Genomic DNA, 20,266 nt, shown 5'->3' on the forward strand with positions numbered 1-20,266 from the left:
TAGCCGGAGCATGACCGGCGGTCAACGGTATGTGGTCGATCACGCACTGCCGGTGGGCGGTGGCGGCTCGCTGCCTACCCACGCGCGGCCGGTGGGCGGCGGTGACTCGCCACCCACCGGCGGGGCTTGCGTGCTCAGCTCGCCGAGCAGGGCCTGGCCAGGTTCACCAGTTCGGCGGGGCGGTTGCCGTTGACCCGGCCGATCGCGGTGGCGATGCGGTTGATCGCCGCGACGCGCCGGTCCTCCAGTGGGCCGATGATGGCGTTGCGCACGAAGTTCGGGCCGCCCTGGGGGTTGGCGGCCTGCCGGGCGAGGCGGGCGTTGGCCTCGGCGATCTGGCTGTCCAGGTTGGCGAGTTCCCGCTGCACCTCCGCCGCTGCCTGGGCCGGCACCGCCGGGAGCCGGTCGGCCACCGTCGGGCAGCTCACCCGCTGGGCCACGCCGGCACCCGCGTTCCCGTTGCCGGCGTTGCCTGCGTTGCCGGCGTTGCCGGCGTTGCCTGCGTTGCCTGCGTTCCCGTTGCCTGCGTTGCCGTTGACGGCGCTGGGGACGCCTGCGGAGTTGAGGCCGCAGGTGGCGAGGCTGGCGAGGTCGGGGCGTTGGCCGCCGGCACGGTTGATGTTGATGCCGATGCGGTCGAGGGCGGCGGTGCGCTTGCTGGCCAGCGGTCCGAGGATGGCGTTCTGGATGAAGTTGGCTCCGCCCTGGGGGTTGGCGGCCTGTTGGGCGAGGCGGGCATTGGCCTCGGCGATCTGCTTGTCGAGGTTTGCCAGTTCCTGTTCGACTCCGGCCACGGCGGCGGCGGGCACGTTGGACAGCTTGTCCCGCACCGTCGGGCAGTTCGCCGTCTGCGCCCCGGCAGCGTCGTCGGCCGAGGCCAGCGTCAACCCGCCGCCCAGGAGCACCACCGCCAGGACACCGACGCCGCCGAGCTTCAACGCGGCGTGCTTCTGGTGCTTCTGCGTACGCCTGACCATGCTCTTCTCCTCATGATTGACCGCCCGACGGGCCGACCCGTCAGGGCCCGTCGGCTGATAAGCGATGGGGGTGCCCGGAAAGGCGATCGACAGCGGCGGCCGGCCCCGCCCCGCACGTCGAGGACCTTCACGGGTGACGTCGGACCGAGCTGCGGGAGCGCTCCCGTCGCAGGTCCGGGCGTTTCATGTGTTCGGTCGTGGATACGGGGGCGGCGAGCGATCGGTTCAACTTTTTCCCGCGAAGATCGCGGGCCACGGTCCGGCCGGTGCCGGTCCGACGGGGTGGGCGACAGCGTGGATCCTGCCGTTAGTCTGCGTGTTCATGAGAATCCGGGCCCTGGCCGCCGGCTGCGCCGCCCTCGCTGCGGTGACCATCCCCGCGACGCCTGGTGTCGCTGCGATCACTGTGGGTGCCGGTTCGTCCGTCTGGGCTGCCCGCCTGGCCCCTGCCGGGACACCGCCGCCCGAGCCGGGTTCAGCCGCGCCGATCCCGACGGCTGCGCCCTGCCGAAAGCGGTGGCGCCGAAGGTGGTCCGGTCGCCGAAGCCGACACCTCCGCCGTCCGTTCCGGAGCATCGGGTGGTCGGTGGAGACCTGCTCGCCACTCCCGGGTTGATCGTGCCGCCCTCGGCGCCGACGCCGCCGAAGGTGACGGCGACGTCGTGGCTGGTGGCCGACCTGGACACCGGCGAGGTGCTCGGTGGTTGCGGCCCACACGAGTACGCGACCCCGGCCAGCGTGCAGAAACTGCTGCTGGCCGCGACCATGCTGCCCAGACTCGACCCGACCCAGGTCGTCACGGTCACCAGGGCGGACCTGGACATCGCCCCGGGCAGTTCGGCCGTCGGGCTGCTGCCAGGCGGCCGGTACCGGGTGGAGACGCTCTGGCTGGGCCTGCTGCTGCAGTCCGGTAACGAGGCGGCGAACGCGCTGGCCCGCCTCGGTGGTGGTGGCGACGGCGTGGCCGGTGGCGTGCGGGCGATGAACGAGCAGGCCCGGCGACTCGGCGCTCGGCGGACCCACGCGGTCACCCCGTCGGGACTGGACGCCCCCGGGCAGTTCACAAGCGCGTACGACCTGGCTCTGATCGCCCGGGTCTGCTTCGCCGACCCGGCGTTCCGCAGGTACGCCCTCACCGAGCGCACCCGCATTCCGGCGCAGAAGGCGTTGCGGGCCAAGGGCTTCGAGATCCAGAACGAGAACCAACTGGTGTACCGCTATCCGGGTGCGCTCGGCGGTAAGACCGGTTTCACCGACTACGCGCGGCACACGTACGTCGGCGCGGCCGAGCGGGACGGCCGACGACTCGTCGTCACCCTGCTCGGTGCCGAACCTCGGCCTGAACGTAGCTGGGAGCAGGGGGCCGCGCTGCTCGACTGGGGCTTCGCGCTGCCCCGGCAGGTGAGCGTCGGCCGGCTGGTGGAGCCGGGCGAGTTGGACGCCGAACCGTCACCTGCGGTGACCGGGCCGGCCGATGCGGTACCGCCGGGCACCGCCTCGGCGCAGCCGGCGGGAACCACCTCGACCGACGGCGGGCCGGGTGCCGGAATGTTCGTGGCGCTGGCCGTCGGAGCGCTCGCGATCACCGTGGCGATCCTCGCCGCCCGACGACCCCGCCGGACAGATCGTGGTGCTGAACCGCCCTCGCGCGGCCCGTCCAGGTCCGAGATCCAGGCGGGGGTGGTGGTCGATTCGCGGGACTCGTCGGAATTCACCCGATAGTGTCGCTTGTTGTGAGAGCTTCCGCACTTACGGTGGCGGTGGCTGCCGTGCTGCTGGCCACGCCACTGGTGCCCGTCGCCGGTGCCGCCGCGGCAGCGCCGGTGCCGTGCCCACGCCCAGCGCCGCCGGCTCCCGGTCCCACACCACCTGTGACGCCCTCCCCGGACCCCGTGCAGCGGGCCGTCGGCGGGCCTCGACTGGCCACGTCCGGTCTGGTCGTGCCTCCGGGGGTACCGAAGCCGCCGAAGGTGGCGGCGACGTCGTGGCTGGTGGCCGACCTGGACACCGGCGAGGTGCTCGGTGGTTGCGGCCCACACGAGTACGCGACCCCGGCCAGCGTGCAGAAACTGCTGCTGGCCGCGACCATGCTGCCCAGACTCGACCCGGCCGACGTCGTCACCATCACCGCCGGTGACCTCGACATCGAACCGGGAAGTTCCGCGGTGGGGCTTGTGGAAGGCGGCAGGTACCGGGTGGACACGCTCTGGCTGGGCCTGCTGCTGCGGTCGGGGAACGAGGTGGCGAACGCGCTGGCCCGCCTCGGTGGCGGCGCGGACGGCGTGGCCGGCGGGCTGCGGGCGATGAACGAGCACGCCCGCCAGCTCGGTGCGTACCAGACCCACGCGGCGACTCCCTCCGGGCTGGACGGTCCCGGGCAGTTCACAAGCGCGTACGACCTGGCCCTGATCACCCGGGCCTGCTTCGCCGACGCGCGTTTCCGGAGCTACGTGGCCACCCGGGAGGCGACCATCCCGGCCCAGCCCAGGCAGCGGGCCAAGGGATTCACCATCGACAACGACAACCAGCTGCTCTACCACTATCCCGGGGCGCTGGGCGGCAAGACCGGCTACACCGACCTGGCCCGGCACACCTACGTCGGTGCCGCTGAGCGAGGCGGACGGCGGCTCGTGGTCACCCTGCTGGGCGCGGACGTGATCGACAAGCGGGGCTGGCAGCAGGGCGCGGCCCTGCTCGACTGGGGATTCGAACTGCCCCCGGCCGCCTCGGTCGGGGTGCTGGTGAGCCCGGGCGCGGCCAGCGCCTCGGCACCACCGGCCTCGGTGCCCCCGCAGGCACTGCCCGGCGGTGCGTCCGGGGCGGAGACAGCGCGGTCGGCGACCTTCGCCGGCCGGCTGCGGTCGGCCTCCCTGATCGGTCTCGCCGTCGGTGTGGCGCTGCTCGCGGGCGCTCTGGTGGGTCGCCGCAGGTGGCGGCACCGTACCGCCGGGGGGACGGGACGGCCGACGCGCACCCCGTGAGCGCGGCGGCCCGGGAGCACGGACGGCCTGGCAGCGCCGACCGGCACCCGCGGCCGGCGGCCGGTCGACGGTGGCTGGTAGGGACTGTCGCCGGCGTTGTCCTGGCGGCCGTTGGATGTGGACGCGACGAACCCCGCCCCCCGTCCTCGCCGTCGGCGCCGTCGGGGCCGGGCTTCGTCGCTCTGTCCGATGTGGATCAAAGGATTCTCACCGACATCCGGTACGCCACCGGGCACAACTTCGTCGGTCGCCGCATCGACGGCTACCAGGAACCGTTGTGTCTGCTCACCGCCCGCGCCGCCGACGCGCTGCGTGGGGTCCAGGACGCGGCACTCGCCGCTGGCCGCAGCCTCAAGGTGTACGACTGCTACCGCCCACAGCGGGCCACCGACGACTTCCTGAACTGGGCCGGCCAGCCGGGGCAGGACACCATGAAAGCCGCGTTCTACCCTCGGGTGGCCAAGGCGGAGCTGGTGGACCGTGGCTACCTTGGCGCGCCCAGCGCACACAGCCGGGGCAGCACCGTCGACGTCACACTTGTCGACATGCCGGCACCCGAACAGGCCCGTTACGTACCCGGTCAGCCGTTGGTGGCCTGCACCGCCCCGCGTCCGCAGCGGTTCGCCGACAACAGCGTGGACATGGGTACCGGGTTCGACTGCTTCGACCCGCTGTCGCACACCGACTCGGACCGCGTCGGCCCCACCGCCCGGGAGAACCGGCGGCAGCTACGACAGTTGATGACCGACGGGGGCTTCGTCGGCTATGACCGGGAGTGGTGGCACTTCCGCCTCCGCGACGAACCCTGGCCGGACACCTGCTTCGACCTGCCGGTGACCCGCTCCTCGGCCGACTGACGCCGCCAGGCTCCTTCATCGCATCAGCTGAGATTGATCCGGCAGCAACGCGAGATCTTGGACAGCTTCCGTCAGCGTAACGGATTCTGTCCAAGATCTGGTGGTGTGGTGCCGGCGGGGCGGCCACCCTCGGTGGGTGGTTCCCGATGATGCGGCTGGGGCGTTGGAGTGGTTGGCCTTCGAGCAGGCTGGCGTGCTCACCAGCGTGCAGGCTCGTACGGTGCTGACCGAGGGCAGGGTGCGTGGGCTGGTGCGCTCTGGGCGGTGGCGGTCGATCAGTCGCGGGTTGCTGCTGGCCGGCAATGGCCGGTTGACCCGGGATCAGCAGCTGTGGGTGGCGGTGCTCGCCGCTGGATCGGGTGCGGTCCTGGCGGGTGCCACGGCAGCGACCGAGGCTGGGGTACGCGGCCTGCGGTCCGAGCCGCTGCATGTGCTCGTGCCGGCGTCGCGTCGGGCTGGGCGGACCATCCTGCGGCAGCTGCCGATCGACATGGCCGCGGTGGTGGTGCACCGGACATCGGTTCTTCCCACCGGGCATCTTCAGGTTGGTCGTCCGCCCCGGACGACCACCGCGCGGGCCCTGGTTGACGCGGCCAGCTGGGCGTCCTCGCCGCGGGTGGCGCAGGAGGTGCTGGCTGCCGGCTGTCAGCAGCGGCGGGTGTTGCCGGAGGAACTGGCCGCCGTGTTGGAGGTGCTGCCTCGCGCGCCCCGACGGCTGTTGATCCGGCAGACCATCGACGACATTGCCGGTGGCGCTGAGGCGCTGAGCGAGATCGATTTCGTTCGGCTCTGTCGTCGGGCCGGTCTCCCTCGGCCGGACCTGCAACGGCGACGGACCGACGCGGCGGGCCGGACACGCTGGTTGGACGCGTACTGGCGGGAGTGGGGTGTGCACGCGGAGGTCGACGGCGCGCATCACATGGACGTACGTCAGTGGGCGGCGGACATGCGGCGGCAGAACGACGTCTGGACCGCCGGGGAGCGCATCCTCCGGTTTCCCGCATGGCTGGTCCGGGCGCACCCGGAACAGGTCGCCGACACCGTTCGCCGTGCCCTCTTGGCCGCCGGCTGGCACCCCCGACGCCACAAAGGGCTGAAATCTTGGACAGTTCCCGTTACGCGCTGACGGGAACTTTCCAAGATCTGGACGGTCGGACGGTCGGACGGTCGGACGGTCGGACGGTCGGACGGTCGGACGGGAGGGCTATGCCTTGGGCAGAATGGCTCGCGGTCCGCCGGATGTCGCGGGCAGGCTGGCGAGGTGAGGGCGGATTTCAGCGGTGAGGTGGCGACGTACTACGCCAGGCACCGGCGCGGTTACCCGCCCGAGGTGCTCGACGCCCTGGCCGCCGCGTACCGCCTCGGTGTCGACGACACCGTGCTCGACCTCGGCTGTGGCACCGGCCAACTGACTCTTCCGCTCGCCGCGCGGGTGGGCGCTGTCATCGGCGTGGACCCCGAGCCGGACATGTTGGCCAAGGCCCGCGAGGCCGCCCTCAGCGCGGCGAGAGCCAACGTCACGTGGGTACTCGGCGCGGACAGGGATCTGCCCGCGCTGGGCCGACTCATCGGTGGCCGGACGGTCGGCGCGCTGACAGTCGCCGTCGCCGTTCACTTCATGGACCGCGACACGCTGTTCACCGCCGCCCGGCCGCTGCTGCGTCCCGGCGGCGGGGTCGCCGTGATCACGAACGGTGCTCCCCTGTGGTCACAGGACGCCGAGTGGTCCACGGCCCTGCGCGACTGCCTGGAGCAGTTCCTCGGGCACCCGGTCAGGGCCACCTGTCAGACCGATGAGGCAGGCCGCCGGCTCAACCGGGATGCCCTGGTCCGGGCCGGCTACCGGTACGCCGAGTCGGTGGTGCAGTACGACGCACCACTCACCGTCGACGACATGGTCGGTGGTGTCCTCTCCGCCATGTCGGCCGACCGGCTGCCCTCGGCCTCCGGGCGGGCCGCGTTCACCGCCGCGGTCCGCGACGCCCTCGGTGGGCGGAACGACGTCACCGAGCGGGTTCGAGTCTGGTCGCAGTTCGGCGCTATCGACTGAGCACGATCGCGCTCGCCGGCCGGGTCAGCGGCGTCGGGGGAGGGCGCGGGACAGCTACCGGCACCACTGCTTGACCCGGTGACGTGTGGGCCGCGCTCATGTCGACAGTGACGCATGTCACGCTAGCGTCGCCGTACGCCGACACCACAGCCGGCGCTCACCGACCCCAGGGAGCGTCATGATCAGACCTGTCTCGCGACTGCTCGCCGCCGCCGTCGCGGCCCTGCTGCTCGCGCCGGTGGCGCCCGCCCACGCCGCCGGCACCCCGTACACCAAGGCCCCCGTGTCCGGGAGCCTGTCGACGTACCGCGTCTCGGGTGTGTATGTCGCCGGTGTCTCCTCCGGCGCCTACCTGGCCAACCAGATCCAGGTGGCATACTCGCAGCGGATCAGGGGTGCGGCGCTGTTCGCCGCCGGCCCCTACTACTGCGCCCAGAACAACGTCGCACAGGCGCTGTACGGCTGCGGCGACAACATCTACCCGACGTATCTGAGCGCACTTCAGACGTACACCCGGACCTGGGCCGGATACGGCTGGGTGGACCCGGTGAGCGGGCTGTCCGGCGAACCGGTCTACGTGTTCCACGGTGGATCCGACGGCACCGTGAAGCGGTCGGTAAGCGACGACCTGGTCCGCTACCAGCAGCACTTCGGCGCCAGCGTCCAGTACGACAGCGGCTCCGCCGCCGGGCACGGTTGGGTCACGCCCTACGGCACCGTGGGCTGCACGGCCACTGCCGCACCGTACCTCAACGACTGCGGTACCGACCCGCAGCAGACCTTCCTGCGCAAGCTCTTCGGGTCGGTGCAGCCGCCCAACACCGGGCCGCTCGGCGGCACGCTCGTGCGGTTCAGTCAGCACACCTTCGCGGTGGGCGGCTGGGCCAACGGCCTGAGCATGGACGCCAACGGCTTCGCCTACGTCCCGTCCTCCTGCGCCTCGGGAGCGACCTGCCGCCTGCTGGTGGCGCTGCACGGTTGCCTCCAGGGCCACAGCCGGGTCGGCACCGCCTTCGTGGATCGGGCCAACCTCAACCAGTATGCCGACACCAACGCGACGATCGTGCTGTACCCCCAGGCCGTCGCCGTGCCCAGCAACCCGAACGGTTGCTGGGACTGGTGGGGCTACCTCGGTGCCACCAACTACCCGATCAAGGGCGGCGCGCAGGTCGAGACGGTGATGAACATGGTGCGCCGACTGGGCGGCTGATCCCCGTCTGCGCCGCCCCGTAGGCTGTCGACCATGATTGCCGTACGTCAGCACGCCGACGACGCACGGTGGGTGGCCTCACCGGCCCCGGTGTCCGCACCGGGGCCGGTCGCACGATGAGGGGTCGGCCCGTGCCGGCTCCGCGAGGCGGGTCGGCCCGCACCACCCGCGCTGCCGCGCTCTTCGAGTTCTGCGCCCGGCTCGCCGCGTCTCGCACCTTCGAGATCGTCATCGTCGTCGTCATCCTCGCCAACGGCGTGGTGCTCGGCCTGGAGACCTACCCCGACCTGGGCCCGGCCGGCACCGCGCTGCACGCGCTGGAATGGGCGTTCCGGGTGGTCTTCGTCACCGAGATCACCGTCCGGATCCTGGCGTACGGCCGCCGCCCGCAGGACTTCTTCCGGCACGGCTGGAACCTCTTCGACTTCCTGGTGATCGCCGCCATCTTCATCCCCGGCCTGCACGGCGACTCGGCGCTGCTGCGGGTGGTCCGGGTGCTGCGGATCGTACGGTTGGTGCGGTTCTCACCCGGTCTGCGGACGATCGTCTCGGCATTGTGGCGCAGCCTGCCCGGTATCGGCGGTTTCTTCGCGCTGGCCGTGGTGACGCTCTACGTCTACGGGATGGCCGGCTGGCTGATCTTCGGCGAGGTCTATCCGGAGCAGTACGGGGACATCGGACGGTCCCTGTTGACCCTGTTCGTGCTGCTGTCCCTGGAGACGCTGCCGGATCTCATCGAGCAGGGGATGGAGTTCTCGCCCTGGACGGTGCTGTACTACGGCAGCTACGTGGTGATCACCGTCAACCTGCTGCTCAACATCCTGGTCGCGGTCTTCGTCAACTCGATGGAGGAGGCGCGCCGGCTGGAGATGACCGAAGGGCTCGGCCCCGGTTACGACTCCGACGGGGACGGCGTGCCCGACGAGGTGGACCGGATCGCGATCAGCCAACGCCTCGACGACCTGCGTACGCTCATCGTCGAGCTGGAACGGGAACTGCGCATAGACCGCGACGACGGACGGCTGCGGCGTATCGGAAAGGACTGACCGCCGTCGACCGCACACCCGACGGCGTCCGCGTTTGATCAGAATCACGACGGATGCGGATAACGGCTGTCACCGGATAAGGTCGTTACACCGGCTGATGATCTTTGGGGAGGGTGTGTGCTGGCTCTGGTGGCGGTCCATGCACTGACAGCTGTGATCGCCCCGGCGCTGGTGCGACTCTGGGGACGCAACGCCCTCTACCTGGTGGCGCTGGCACCGGGCGCGACGCTGGTCTGGGCGCTCACCCAGACCGCCGGGGTCCGCGACGGCGAACCGGTGGTCGAGACGGTGACGTGGGTGCCGCAACTCGGGTTGGGGCTCGCCCTCCGGATGGGCACGCTGTCCTGGCTGATGGTCGCCCTGGTCGGTGGCGTCGGTGCGCTGGTGCTGGCCTACAGCGCCCGCTACTTCCGAAACGACGATCCGGGTCTCGGCCGCTTCGCCGCCGTCTTCGTGGCCTTCGCCGGCGCGATGCTCGGCCTGGTGGTCTCCGACGACCTCCTGCTGCTGTACGTGTTCTGGGAACTGACCACCGTCTTCTCGTACCTGCTGATCGGTAGTGACCCGGCTAAACGGGCCAGCCGGCGGGCCGCCATGCAGGCCCTGCTGGTGACGACGCTTGGCGGCCTGGCGATGCTCGCCGGGTTCGTGATGCTCGGCCAGCACGCCGGCAGTTACCGCTGGTCCGAGATCGCCGGGAACCTGCCCGGCGGCGGGTACCTCGCGGTCGCCGTGGTGCTGATCCTGCTCGGCGCGCTCAGCAAGTCGGCGATCTTCCCGTTCAGTTTCTGGCTGCCGGGGGCGATGGCGGCACCGACGCCGGTCAGCGCGTACCTGCACGCCGCCGCCATGGTGAAAGGCGGCGTGTTCCTGGTCGCCCTGATGGGCCCGGCGCTCGCCGAGGTCACCCCGTGGCGGCCGGTGCTGCTGATCGCCGGCCTGATCACCATGTTCCTCGGTGGGTGGGCGGCGCTGCGCCAGGTCGATCTCAAGCTGCTGCTGGCCTACGGCACGGTGAGCCAGCTCGGCCTGCTGATGGTGATCCTCGGCGGCGGTACCCGCGACACCGCGTTGGCAGGTGTGGCGATGGTGCTCGCGCACGCCCTGTTCAAAGCCACGCTTTTCCTCACCGTCGGGCTCATCGATCACGCCGCCGGCACCCGGGACCTGCGTGAACTCAGTGGGTTGGGTCGACGGGCACCGGCGTTGGCCGTGGTGGCCGGGCTCGCCGCCGCCTCGATGGCAGGTCTGCCGCCGATGGCCGGTTTCGTCGCCAAGGAGGCAGCCGTCGAGGCGCTGCTGCACGGCGGCGGGGCCGATCTGGTGGTGCTGGTCGGGGTGCTTCTGGGCTCGGTGCTGACCGTCGCGTACACGCTGCGGTTCCTCTGGGGAGCTTTCGCCGGTAAGCCGGACGTCCCCGCCACCGAGATGGCACCCGTGTCGTGGCCGTTCCTGGCCCCGGCGGCGGTGCTGGCTCTCGCCGGGGCCGCGGCCGGCCTGTTCGCCCCGGCGGTGGACCGGCTGCTCGCCCCGTACGCCGATCTGTATTCCAGTGCCGATCCCGGCTACCACCTGGCGTTGTGGCACGGGCTGACCCCGGCGCTCGGGCTGTCGGTGCTCGCGGTGGCGGGCGGTGCCGGGCTGTTCCACCTGATGCGCCGCGAGCGGGTGCGCGCCACGCTGCGGCTGCCCTTCGACAGCGCCACCGTCTACACGCGGGTCATCGGTGCGGTGGACCGGCTGGCGGTGGAGCTGACCGGTGCCACCCAGCGTGGTTCGCTGCCGTTCTACCTCGGCGTGATCCTTGTGGTACTGGTGCTGCTGCCCGGTGGGGCGCTGCTGATCGGGGCACCGTGGCCGCAGCGGTTCCACGTCTGGGACACCCCACTACAGGCGGTCGCCGCCGCCGTGGTGATCGTGGCGGCGGTGCTGGCGGCCCGGGCGCTGCGCCGGCTCACCGCGATGATCCTGGTCGGCGTCGCCGGCTACGGCACCGCGCTGCTGTTCGTCCTGCACGGCGCACCCGACCTGGCGTTGACCCAGTTCCTGGTGGAGACCGTCACCATCGTCATGTTCGTCCTGGTGCTGCGGCGTCTGCCGGCCAAGTTCTCGGAACGTCCGATCCGGTCCAGCCGGCGCGGTCGGGTCGCGATCGGCGTCGCAGTCGGCGCGGTCACCGCCGGCATGGCGTACGTCGCCACAGGCGCCCGCCAGGCCATCCCGATCTCCGTCGGCTTCCCCGACGAAGCCGTTTCGTACGGTGGTGGGAAGAACGTGGTGAACGTGACCCTCGTCGACATCCGGGCCTGGGACACGATGGGCGAGATCGCCGTGCTGGTGGTGGCCGCCACCGGCGTGGCCAGCCTGATCTTCCGTCGGGCGGGAGACCTGCACCGGCGGGCCGACATTCCCGGTGACGGCCGGGCGGAGTACAACCGCCCACGTTGGCTGACCACTGGTGCCACCACCCGGGCACAGTCGGTGATCCTCCAGGTGGTGACCCGGCTGATCTTCCACGCCATCGTCATCTTCTCCATCTACCTGCTCTTCAGCGGCCACAACGCCCCGGGCGGTGGCTTCGCCGCCGGTCTGGTGGCCGGTCTCGCGCTGGCCGTGCGCTACCTGGCCGGCGGCCGTACGGAACTCAACGGCGCGGCGCCCGTCGACGCAGGTGTGGTGCTCGGTGCCGGCCTGTTCGTCGCCGTCGGCACCGGCGTGGGCGCGATGCTGCTCGGCGGCGAGTTCCTGCAGAGCGCGCTGCTCGACTTCCACCTGCCGGTGCTGGGGCATGTCCATTTCGTCACGTCGGTCTTCTTCGACGTCGGCGTGTATCTGATAGTCGTCGGCCTGGTGCTGGACATCCTGCGCAGCCTCGGCGCGGAGATGGACCGCCAGAGCGAGACCGAGAGTGCCGAGATCCGGGAAAGGGAGCTGGTGTGAGCCCCAACCTCACCTACGTGATCGTGGTCGGTGTGCTCGTCGCCGCCGGGGTGACGCTGCTGCTGGAACGCAGCCTCACCCGGGTGCTGATGGGAGTCATCCTGCTCGGCAACGGCGCCAATCTGCTGCTGTTGACCGGTGGGCGGGCCGGTGGGCCGCCGATCGTCGGCACCACCGCTCCGGAGGAGATGAGTGATCCGCTGCCCCAGGCGATGATCCTCACCGCCATCGTCATCACCCTCGGCATGACGGCGTTCCTGCTCGCGCTGGCGTACCGCAGCTGGCACCTCAACGGGCACGACGAGGTGCAGGACGACGTCGAGGACCGCCGGATCATGGATCTCGCGATACGCGACGAGGGACCGGGCACCGCCGACATCGAAGGCGGCACCGGCGACGACGACGAGTCGACCGACGCACGACCGGTCGCCAACGTGGTGGAAGCAGGGCGGGCCGGATGACGTACCTTGTTCCGCTGCCGGTGGTGATGCCGCTGCTCGGCGCGGCACTGACGCTGCTGCTGCTCGGCCGTCCGCACGCCCAGCGGTGGGTCAGCCTCACCGTGCTCACCGCCACCGTGGCGGTGTCGGCGACGCTGCTGGTGCAGTCGAGTCTGCACGGCCCGCTGGTGGTGGAGGTCGGTGGCTGGGTCGCCCCGATGGGCATCGTGCTGGTCGCCGACCAACTTGCCGCGTTGATGCTTGTGGTCTCGGCCTCGGTGACGCTCTGCGTGCTCGTCTACTCGATCGGGCAGGGTATGGCCGACGGGCACGAGGAGACCCCGTTGTCGGTCTACCACCCGACCTACCTGGTGTTGACGGCAGGTGTGTGCAACGCGTTCCTCTCCGGTGACCTGTTCAATCTCTACGTCGGCTTCGAGATCCTGCTGGTCGCCAGCTACGTCCTGTTGACCCTGGGCAGCACCGAGAACCGGATCCGCGCCGGCACCACCTACGTCGTGGTGAGCCTGCTCTCCTCGGTGATCTTCCTGATCGCGATCGGCCTGGTCTACGCCTCGACCGGCACGCTCAACCTGGCCCAACTCGTCGACCGGCTGGACACCCTGCCCGACGACCTGCGCCTGCTCCTCCAGGGCATGCTGCTGTTGGCCTTCGGCATCAAGGCGGCGGTCTTCCCGCTGTCGGCCTGGCTGCCCGACAGCTATCCGACGGCGCCGGCTCCGGTCACCGCGGTCTTCGCCGGCCTGCTCACAAAGGTCGGCGTGTACGCGATCATCCGTACCGAGACGCTGCTGTTCCCTGGTGGACGCACCGCCACCCTGCTGCTGGTGACGGCGGTGCTGACCATGGTGGTCGGCATCCTCGGCGCGGTCGCCCAGTCGGACATCAAGCGGTTGCTGTCGTTCACACTGATCAGCCACATCGGCTACATGCTCTTCGGGGTGGGGCTCACCTCGTCGCTCGGCCTGTCCGCGGCGATCTTCTACGTGGTGCACCACATCACCATCCAGACCACCCTCTTCCTCGCCGCCGGCCTGGTCGAACGGCGGGGCGGCAGCACCGCGCTGGATCGTCTCGGTGGCCTGGCCCGACTGTCACCTGTGCTCGCCGTGCTGTTCTTCGTGCCCGCGCTGAACCTCGCCGGCATTCCGCCGTTCTCCGGGTTCCTCGGCAAACTCGGCCTGATCCAGGCCGGCGTCGACGACGGCGGTGTGCTGGCCTGGATCCTGGTGGCCGGTGGACTGATCACCAGCCTGCTCACCCTCTACGCCATCGCCCGGGTGTGGAACCTGGCCTTCTGGCGGACGCCGCACGCGGACATGCCGTCCGGCGACGACGCCGAGCAGGCGGCCCGCACCGACGGCGCGATGGAGCCCGACCGGGGTGGCAGCGGGCAGTCAGGAGCGGTGCTGCCCAAGCTGATGATCGCGCCGACGCTCGCGCTCGTGGTGCTCGGTCTGGCGCTGACAGTCGTCGCCGGCCCGTTGTTCGACCTGAGCACCGACGCCGCCGACGACCTGCTGCGCCGCACGCCGTACGTCGACGCCGTCTTCCCGGGAGGTGCGCCGTGAGTTCCGACCCGACGACCCCGGCGGAGCCGAACGAGCCGCTCCGTCCCGCGCTGAGCCGCACGGCCCGACGACGTAACCAGGTCATCGCGGTGACCGCGCTGGTGACCGTCTGGGTGTTGCTCTGGGGCACCCTCTCCTGGGCCAACATCATCAGTGGCCTGGTGGTGGCCGCCGTGCTGTTGGCCGTCTTCCCGCTGCCGCCGGTCACCTTCGCCGGCCGGATCCACCCGCTGCCGATGTTGCGCTTCTGGCTGCGGTTCCTGCGTGACCTGGTGGTGGCCTCCGCCCAGGTCGCCTGGCTGGCGCTGCGGGTCGGCCACACTCCGCAGAGCGCGATCATCGCGGTGCGACTGCGGGTCAACACCGACCTCAACCTCACGCTCACCGCGGAGGCGCTGTCGCTCGTGCCGGGCAGCCTGATCCTGGAGGCCGACCGGCGGACCGGCACGCTCTACATCCACGTGATCAACGTGGCCAGCCGGGACGAGGTCGAACAGTTCCGCCGCGGCGTGCTGGAGCTGGAGTCGCGCATCGTCGAAGCCATCGGCTCACCCGACGAGCTGCGCCGGGTCCGCGACAACGCCCAACCGCCGCCGCCCGACATGGAAGGGGCATCCGCATGACAGCGGTCGCCGTGACCGTCACCGTGCTGCTCGCCGTGGCCGGTGGGCTCACCCTCACCAGGGTCATCCGCGGGCCGTCGATCCTCGACCGGGCCGTGGCCACCGACGTGCTGCTGGCCGTCATCGTCGCCGCGATCGCCACCGAGGCCGCCTACAGCCGGGACGCCACCGCGTTGCCGGTGCTTGTCGTGCTGGCAGTGCTCGGATTCGTCGGCTCGGTGAGCGTCGCCCGCTTCGCCGCCCGACGCCACGACGCGTCCACGTCGAGCACGTCGGACGGGAGCCAGACGTGAGTCTCGACGTGGTCCTCGACGTGGCGGCCTCGATCTTCCTGATCGCCGGGGCGCTGCTCAGCCTCGCCGCCGGGGTGGCTCTGGTGCGCTTCCCCGACCTGCTCACCCGGATGCACGCGGCAGCCAAGCCGCAGGTGCTCGGGCTGTTGCTGGTGCTTGTCGGGTGCGCGTTGCGACTGCGTACCGGGGTGGACATCACCACGCTGGTGCTCGTCGGCGCGTTCTCCCTGGCCACCGCCCCGGTGGCGGCACACATGGTCGGCCGGGCCGCGTACCCGACCGAGGACATCCGCACCGACCTGCTGGTCACCGACGAACTCGCCGACCACCTGGACCGTATCGCCGACGAGCGGGAGAGCTCGGCGCCGGCCTGAACCGCTCCGGGACGGTCGTGGACCGGGCGGCGTCGGCCGCCCGGTCAATATCCATTGCGGGCGCTGCCGTTCGTCCATAACCTTTCCGGCATCAGGTTGATCACGTCGGGAGCCGGGAAGGAGCATGCCGTGCGAGAACTGAACCGTAGCCAGGTCGGTCGATGCCCGTGGTGTCACGCCGCGCCCGCCGGCAGACCGGCCCTTCCCATGGCCAGCCGGCCAGCCTGGCGATCGGCACACCGCCGCTAACTCGACGTCGGAGGCCGCCCCACCCCGGGCCGCCTCCCGCACCTCTCTTTCTCACCACCCGCCGCTCACCCGCGGTCGTCGATCATGCAGTTGTGGTCCCTGGTAAGCGGGACAAAAGGCGCATATCAACGACCATAAGTGCATGATCGGCGGGCTTCGCCGCGGAACTCAGGAGAAGATCACAATGGGCTTCAGCTTGCTCGCGGGGACGCGGGCGCCGGTACGGGTGTGGACCGACCCGTACGGCATCGAGCCGCAGGCCGCACGGCAACTGCGCAACATCGGTGCGCTGCCCTGGGTGCAGGGTGTCGCGGTCATGCCGGACGTGCACTTCGGCAAGGGCGCGACAGTCGGTTCGGTGATCGCGATGCGCGAGGCGGTCTCGCCGGCCGCCGTCGGAGTCGACATCGGCTGCGGCATGTCGGCCGTGCGTACCTCGCTCACCGCGGCCGACCTGCCCGACGACCTGGCCGGGCTGCGCCGGGCGGTGGAGGACGCCATCCCGGTCGGCTTCGCCCAGCGCGACGAGCCGGTGGATCCGCGCCGGATCCGAGGGCTGGAACAGCGTGGCTGGGTCGACTTCTGGCGGCGCTTCACCGACCTCGACCGGCGGGTGGCGCAGCTGGAGACGCGGGCCCGGCGGCAGTTGGGCACCCTCGGTGGCGGCAATCACTTCATCGAGGTCTGCCTGGAGCAGGGTGGTGCCGACGCCGGCCGGGTCTGGCTGATGCTGCACTCCGGATCGCGCAACATCGGCAAGGAACTGGCCGAGCGGCACATGGCGGTGGCCCGCCGGCTGCCGCACAACGTCGACCTGCCCGACCGGGACCTGGCGGTCTTCCTCACCGGTACGCCGGAGATGGACGCCTACCGCCGTGACCTGTGGTGGGCGCAGGAGTACGCACGGCGCAACCGCGCCGTCATGCTCGCCGTCCTGATGAACCTGATGCGGGAACGGTTCCCGCAGGTCAGCTACGACGATCCGATCAGCTGCCACCACAACTACGTGGCGGAGGAGACCTACGAGGGGGTGGACGTGTTGGTGACGCGGAAGGGTGCCATCCGTGCCGGCCTCGGCGACCTGGGCATCATCCCCGGTTCGATGGGCACCGGCTCGTACATCGTCCGTGGCTCGGGCAACGACTGGAGCTACTGCTCGGCCTCGCACGGGGCGGGCCGGCGGATGTCCCGGGCCCAGGCGAAGCGGACGTACAGCACTGCGGACCTGGCGGCGCAGACGTCGGGTGTGGAGTGCCGCAAGGACGCCGGGGTGGTGGACGAGATCCCCGGGGCGTACAAGGACATCAACGAGGTGATGGCGCAGCAGGCTGAACTGGTGGAGGTGGTCGCCCACCTCAAGCAGGTGATCTGCGTGAAGGGTTGAGCTGCGGTCGGCGCCCGTCGGGGGGCGGGCGCCGGCCGTACTCGTCTGCCGGTGCGACTTCCGCGTGCCAGCCCGGGGCATGCGCTGCGGCGAGCCGGTGCCAGGTCGCCGGGCCGCCCCGCAGGGGCCAGGCGCGGGTCGTGCCGTAGCCGGCACCGACAGTGCGTAGCTCGCGGGCGAGACGCCGGTGCACGGCGGCGAGGGCCTCCGCCGCGCCGGGCGTACCGGCGGCCACCTGGTGGCGTACGGCCTCGGTGGTCCCCGCGTAGCGGTGCACGGCGGCGTCCGTGTCGACGTCGACCCGGTGCCGGCTGGTCAAGGAGAGCGTGAGCAGCGGCGGCTGTCCGTCCTCGGCGAGCGCGGCGACCAGCCGGTCGTGACCGTCCAGCACGACATGACAGTCGAGGCCGCTGATCCACCAGAGCAGGACCGGCGGGAGAAGGCCCTCCCGGAACTGCTTCCGATACGCCCTGACCCGCCCGGCGTCGGGGCTCGACAGCGGGCGGAGCGGCAGGATCTGCCGGTGCCGGTCTCCACTGAACCAGTCGATCCAGCCCTGGTCCTGCGGCAGCGGCACGGGTGCCCGCCGCTGTCCCGCGCCGACGTCCGGGCCCGCGACGTCGCCGCCGATCACCCAGCGGCCCGCGTGTAGCGGCCCCTCGACGGTCCCGGCCAGCTCGGTAGCGAAGTAATGAGCCCACCGCGCCTGCCAGGAGTCGGCCGCGTCGACAGTGCCGAAGGCCGCCGACCGGGCCGCGCGGATCGGCGGAACCGGCGGGCGGTGCCGACCGACACACGCGTACGCCACGCCGAAGCGGTCGTCAGCCACGCTGGCCAGGAGCACGATCGCGGCGCCGCGCCGCAGCACGAGCAGGCCGGCTCCGGTCGCTTCCACCCGCAGAGCGGGTCGGGTCGGCTGTGCGACCTCGAGGACCAGTGCTTCCCACGCCCCCTGCGCGCTCGACGCGGGCAGGTTCGTTCTGCCGGGCTTATGTCGGGCCACGGACCCATCATCGGTCACCACGGAAAGCGGTCGCCCACCGATCACCTCCAGGGAGCGTGAGCGGCATCGGTCACGGCTGACGGCGGCGAAAACCGTTTGACAGCACTCATATTCTGATCCTCCGTACTTTCGGCGGACCGCGAGTCGCGAGGGGGCCCTGCCCTCTCGACACTCAGGAGCCGCAATGCGCCGAGCGCCCGCCGTCACCTTCCTCCTCGGCACCGTCTTCCTCGACATGCTCGGGCTCGGCCTGATCGTGCCGATCGTGCCGGCGCTGATGACCTCGGTCACCGAGGACCCCGCCGCCGCTGTTTTCTGGTCCGGCCTGCTCGGCTCCGTCTACGGCCTGCTGCAGTTCGTGGTCTCGCCACTGCTTGGCCGGCTGTCCGACCGCTACGGCCGTCGTCCGGTCCTGCTCGCGTCGTTGACCTGCCTCGGCGTCGACTGGTTGGCCCACGCGGCGTCGCCCAGCCCGTGGACCCTGTTGGTGTTCCACGCCGCCGCCGGTGCCTGCGCAGGCACGTACACAGTGGTCAACGCCTACATCGCCGACGTCACGGAACCCGGATCGCGGGCGCACGCGTACGGGTTGATCGGCGCCGCATTCGGCCTCGGCTTCGTCGCCGGTCCGGTCCTCGGGGGCCTGCTCGGCGCGGTCGACGTACGGCTGCCGTTCGTGGCCGCCGCCGTGCTCTGCTTCGCCAATGTCGCGTACGGCTGGTTCGTCCTGCCGGAGTCACGTCCCGGCGACCGGAACACGCCGCTGACCCTGCGGCTGGCGAACCCGGTCAGCGCCGTTGCCGCCGTCCTGCGCCGGCCGGTGCTCGGCCGCCTCGCCGGTGCCCGATTCTGCGCCGACGTCGCCCGGATGACGCACCAGTCGACCTGGACGTTCTTCCTCACCCACAAGTTCGCCTTCAGCACCACCCAGATCGGCGTCGTGCTGGCCACCTCCGCGCTCGCCGGCGCGGTCTACCAGGCCCGAGCCGTCGGTCCGGTGGTGCGGCGTCTGGGCGACAAGCGCGCCGCGGTGGCCGGCAGCCTCCTCGGCTGCGTCTCGCTGACGGCGACCGCGTTCGTGTCGGTGCCGTGGCTGCTCTATCTCCTGTGCGCGGTCGGTGTGCTCGGCTCGCTCGCGGGTACCGCCGCCCAGTCGTGGATCTCCCGTGCTGTCCGGGCCGACGAACAGGGCACCGTGCAGGGCGCGCTGGCCGGCATCGGTGCCGTGGCGGAAACCGTCGTGCCGATCACGGCCGGAGTCGCGTTCGGCTGGTCGCTGACGTACGCGTCACCGGGATCGGTCTATCTCGGCGCGGCCGTCTTCGCGGCCGGGTCGGCACTGCTGCTGGCCGTGACGCCCGACGTCCGGTCGACGTCGCCCGAGCAGACCCTGGACCGGGCCTGAGGGCGCCACAGCCAACGCAGCGCGTCGGGCAGGAGGACGCCACAGTGGTTGGGGCTGTGCCCACCGTCACCGAGTACGAGCCGGAAGTCGTAGCCGGCCTCGGCCAGGGCTGCCGCGACGCGCAGGTTCTGGGAAAGCCAGTTCCGGTGCGGCTCGTTCCAGTGCAGATCCCGATGACCGGCCTGCATGAAGATACGTAGTGGCCTGCGAGCCTCGGTGGCGATGATCTCCGGGTACGGGTTGCCGCCGGGCATCTGCACGAAGCTGGACAGGCAGCACAGCACCCGTCGGAACTTGTCAGGGCGCAGCCACGCCGCGGTGAATGCGGCATTCCCGCCGCTGCTGCCGCCACAGATGGCCCACCGATCTGGATCCTCCGCGATCGAGTAACGCGTCGTGACCTGCGGGATGATCTCGGTCAGCAGGAAGGTGGCGAGGCGGTCGTCGAACGCGTCGTACTCGACGTTGCGGTTCTTCGGATGCTCGGCGTCGACGAGGATGCCGGGGTCGACGAACAAGCCGACGGTGACCGGTATGTCACCGCGATGGATGAGGTTGTCCAGGACTATCGCGCCACGGACCTCGCCGGTCGGGTCGAGGTACCACTGTCCGTCCAGGAACACGACAAGCGACGCCGGCCGCGAGGGGTCGTACCGGGCCGGCAGATGGACCCAGAACTTCCGTGACGTGCCCGGGTAGATCTTGCTGTCATCCCAGCCGAACTCGATGGTCTGACCGATCGGCCTGCCCGGCTGCCGACGGGAGTCCGGACCGTGCAGGTACCGGACGTCCGACTGATCGACGGCGAGCGGACGGAACGGCACCTTCTCGGTCACCCCGGT

At 70.9% G+C, this 20,266-nt stretch carries 17 protein-coding genes and 1 pseudogene; 15 read left to right on the forward strand and 3 right to left on the reverse strand.

Annotated elements, in window-relative coordinates:
• Positions 1-134: 134 nt before the first annotated feature.
• On the reverse strand, positions 135-977 hold the full coding sequence (locus Van01_RS05705; RefSeq protein WP_204001372.1) for a hypothetical protein: 843 nt from the start codon (positions 975-977) through the stop codon (positions 135-137).
• 322 nt (positions 978-1,299) lie between these two features.
• Here Van01_RS05705 and Van01_RS32840 point away from each other — a divergent pair.
• From Van01_RS32840 to Van01_RS05775, 14 genes and pseudogenes are all read left to right on the forward strand, one after another.
• Positions 1,300-2,699 (forward strand): annotated as a pseudogene (locus Van01_RS32840) (D-alanyl-D-alanine carboxypeptidase family protein).
• A gap of 11 nt (positions 2,700-2,710) precedes the next feature.
• Positions 2,711-3,958 carry a D-alanyl-D-alanine carboxypeptidase family protein gene (locus Van01_RS05715; RefSeq protein WP_239098877.1) on the forward strand — a complete coding sequence of 416 codons (1,248 nt, stop codon included), beginning with the start codon at positions 2,711-2,713 and terminating at the stop codon, positions 3,956-3,958.
• Positions 3,959-4,059: 101 nt separating this feature from the next.
• Entirely contained in the window at positions 4,060-4,815 is a 756-nt protein-coding gene (locus Van01_RS05720) for a M15 family metallopeptidase (protein WP_275410267.1), read from the forward strand.
• Positions 4,816-4,951: 136 nt separating this feature from the next.
• Positions 4,952-5,941, forward strand: coding sequence for a putative endonuclease domain-containing protein (locus Van01_RS05725; protein WP_204001377.1), 990 nt, complete (start codon positions 4,952-4,954; stop codon positions 5,939-5,941).
• Between the two features lie 135 nt (positions 5,942-6,076).
• Entirely contained in the window at positions 6,077-6,865 is a 789-nt protein-coding gene (locus Van01_RS05730; RefSeq protein WP_204001379.1) for a class I SAM-dependent methyltransferase, read from the forward strand.
• A gap of 178 nt (positions 6,866-7,043) precedes the next feature.
• Positions 7,044-8,075 (forward strand): extracellular catalytic domain type 2 short-chain-length polyhydroxyalkanoate depolymerase, encoded by a 1,032-nt coding sequence (locus Van01_RS05735; protein ID WP_204001381.1) that lies wholly within the window; start codon positions 7,044-7,046, stop codon positions 8,073-8,075.
• Positions 8,076-8,206: 131 nt separating this feature from the next.
• Complete coding sequence (locus tag Van01_RS05740) at positions 8,207-9,121, forward strand: ion transporter (protein ID WP_239098879.1); 915 nt, start codon at positions 8,207-8,209, stop codon at positions 9,119-9,121.
• Positions 9,122-9,238: 117 nt separating this feature from the next.
• A complete protein-coding gene (locus Van01_RS05745) occupies positions 9,239-12,061 on the forward strand; it encodes a Na+/H+ antiporter subunit A (RefSeq protein WP_204001385.1) in 2,823 nt (940 codons plus the stop codon).
• Positions 12,058-12,522 (forward strand): Na(+)/H(+) antiporter subunit C, encoded by a 465-nt coding sequence (locus Van01_RS05750; protein WP_204001387.1) that lies wholly within the window; start codon positions 12,058-12,060, stop codon positions 12,520-12,522. Before Van01_RS05745 ends, Van01_RS05750 begins: the two co-directional genes overlap by 4 nt.
• The gene (locus Van01_RS05755; RefSeq protein ID WP_204001391.1) at positions 12,519-14,093 is read left to right on the forward strand and encodes a Na+/H+ antiporter subunit D; all 1,575 of its coding nucleotides are present in this window, start codon (positions 12,519-12,521) and stop codon (positions 14,091-14,093) included. Before Van01_RS05750 ends, Van01_RS05755 begins: the two co-directional genes overlap by 4 nt.
• Complete coding sequence (locus Van01_RS05760) at positions 14,090-14,716, forward strand: Na+/H+ antiporter subunit E (protein ID WP_239098880.1); 627 nt, start codon at positions 14,090-14,092, stop codon at positions 14,714-14,716. Before Van01_RS05755 ends, Van01_RS05760 begins: the two co-directional genes overlap by 4 nt.
• Complete coding sequence (locus Van01_RS05765) at positions 14,713-15,009, forward strand: MrpF/PhaF family protein (protein ID WP_204001393.1); 297 nt, start codon at positions 14,713-14,715, stop codon at positions 15,007-15,009. Before Van01_RS05760 ends, Van01_RS05765 begins: the two co-directional genes overlap by 4 nt.
• Positions 15,006-15,383 (forward strand): monovalent cation/H(+) antiporter subunit G, encoded by a 378-nt coding sequence (mnhG, locus tag Van01_RS05770; RefSeq protein ID WP_204001395.1) that lies wholly within the window; start codon positions 15,006-15,008, stop codon positions 15,381-15,383. Before Van01_RS05765 ends, mnhG begins: the two co-directional genes overlap by 4 nt.
• 433 nt (positions 15,384-15,816) lie before the next feature.
• The gene (locus tag Van01_RS05775; protein ID WP_204001397.1) at positions 15,817-17,016 is read left to right on the forward strand and encodes an RtcB family protein; all 1,200 of its coding nucleotides are present in this window, start codon (positions 15,817-15,819) and stop codon (positions 17,014-17,016) included.
• On the opposite strand, the gene Van01_RS05780 is transcribed toward Van01_RS05775, so the two are convergent.
• Positions 16,988-17,911 (reverse strand): hypothetical protein, encoded by a 924-nt coding sequence (locus Van01_RS05780; protein WP_204001399.1) that lies wholly within the window; start codon positions 17,909-17,911, stop codon positions 16,988-16,990. The genes Van01_RS05775 and Van01_RS05780 overlap by 29 nt on opposite strands.
• A 292-nt stretch (positions 17,912-18,203) precedes the next feature.
• Between Van01_RS05780 and Van01_RS33740 the strand changes: the two genes are divergently transcribed.
• The gene (locus tag Van01_RS33740; RefSeq protein ID WP_204001401.1) at positions 18,204-19,424 is read left to right on the forward strand and encodes an MFS transporter; all 1,221 of its coding nucleotides are present in this window, start codon (positions 18,204-18,206) and stop codon (positions 19,422-19,424) included.
• Here Van01_RS33740 and Van01_RS05790 read toward each other — a convergent pair.
• Entirely contained in the window at positions 19,322-20,260 is a 939-nt protein-coding gene (locus tag Van01_RS05790; protein ID WP_204001403.1) for an alpha/beta hydrolase, read from the reverse strand. The two genes, Van01_RS33740 and Van01_RS05790, sit on opposite strands and share 103 nt — an antisense overlap.
• Between the last annotated feature and the right edge of the window lie 6 nt (positions 20,261-20,266).

Source organism: Micromonospora andamanensis (assembly GCF_016863495.1).
GTDB lineage: Bacteria > Actinomycetota > Actinomycetes > Mycobacteriales > Micromonosporaceae > Micromonospora > Micromonospora andamanensis.

Excerpts from the sequence above, each read along its gene's own strand:
- Van01_RS05765 (WP_204001393.1), top strand. The coding sequence starts at position 14,713 with ATGACAGCGGTCGCCGTGACCGTCACCGTGCTGCTCGCCGTGGCCGGT.
- Van01_RS05755 (WP_204001391.1), top strand. The coding sequence starts at position 12,519 with ATGACGTACCTTGTTCCGCTGCCGGTGGTGATGCCGCTGCTCGGCGCG.
- Van01_RS05775 (WP_204001397.1), top strand. The coding sequence starts at position 15,817 with ATGGGCTTCAGCTTGCTCGCGGGGACGCGGGCGCCGGTACGGGTGTGG.
- Van01_RS05735 (WP_204001381.1), top strand. The coding sequence starts at position 7,044 with ATGATCAGACCTGTCTCGCGACTGCTCGCCGCCGCCGTCGCGGCCCTG.
- Van01_RS05705 (WP_204001372.1), bottom strand. The coding sequence starts at position 977 with ATGGTCAGGCGTACGCAGAAGCACCAGAAGCACGCCGCGTTGAAGCTC.
- Van01_RS33740 (WP_204001401.1), top strand. The coding sequence starts at position 18,204 with ATGCGCCGAGCGCCCGCCGTCACCTTCCTCCTCGGCACCGTCTTCCTC.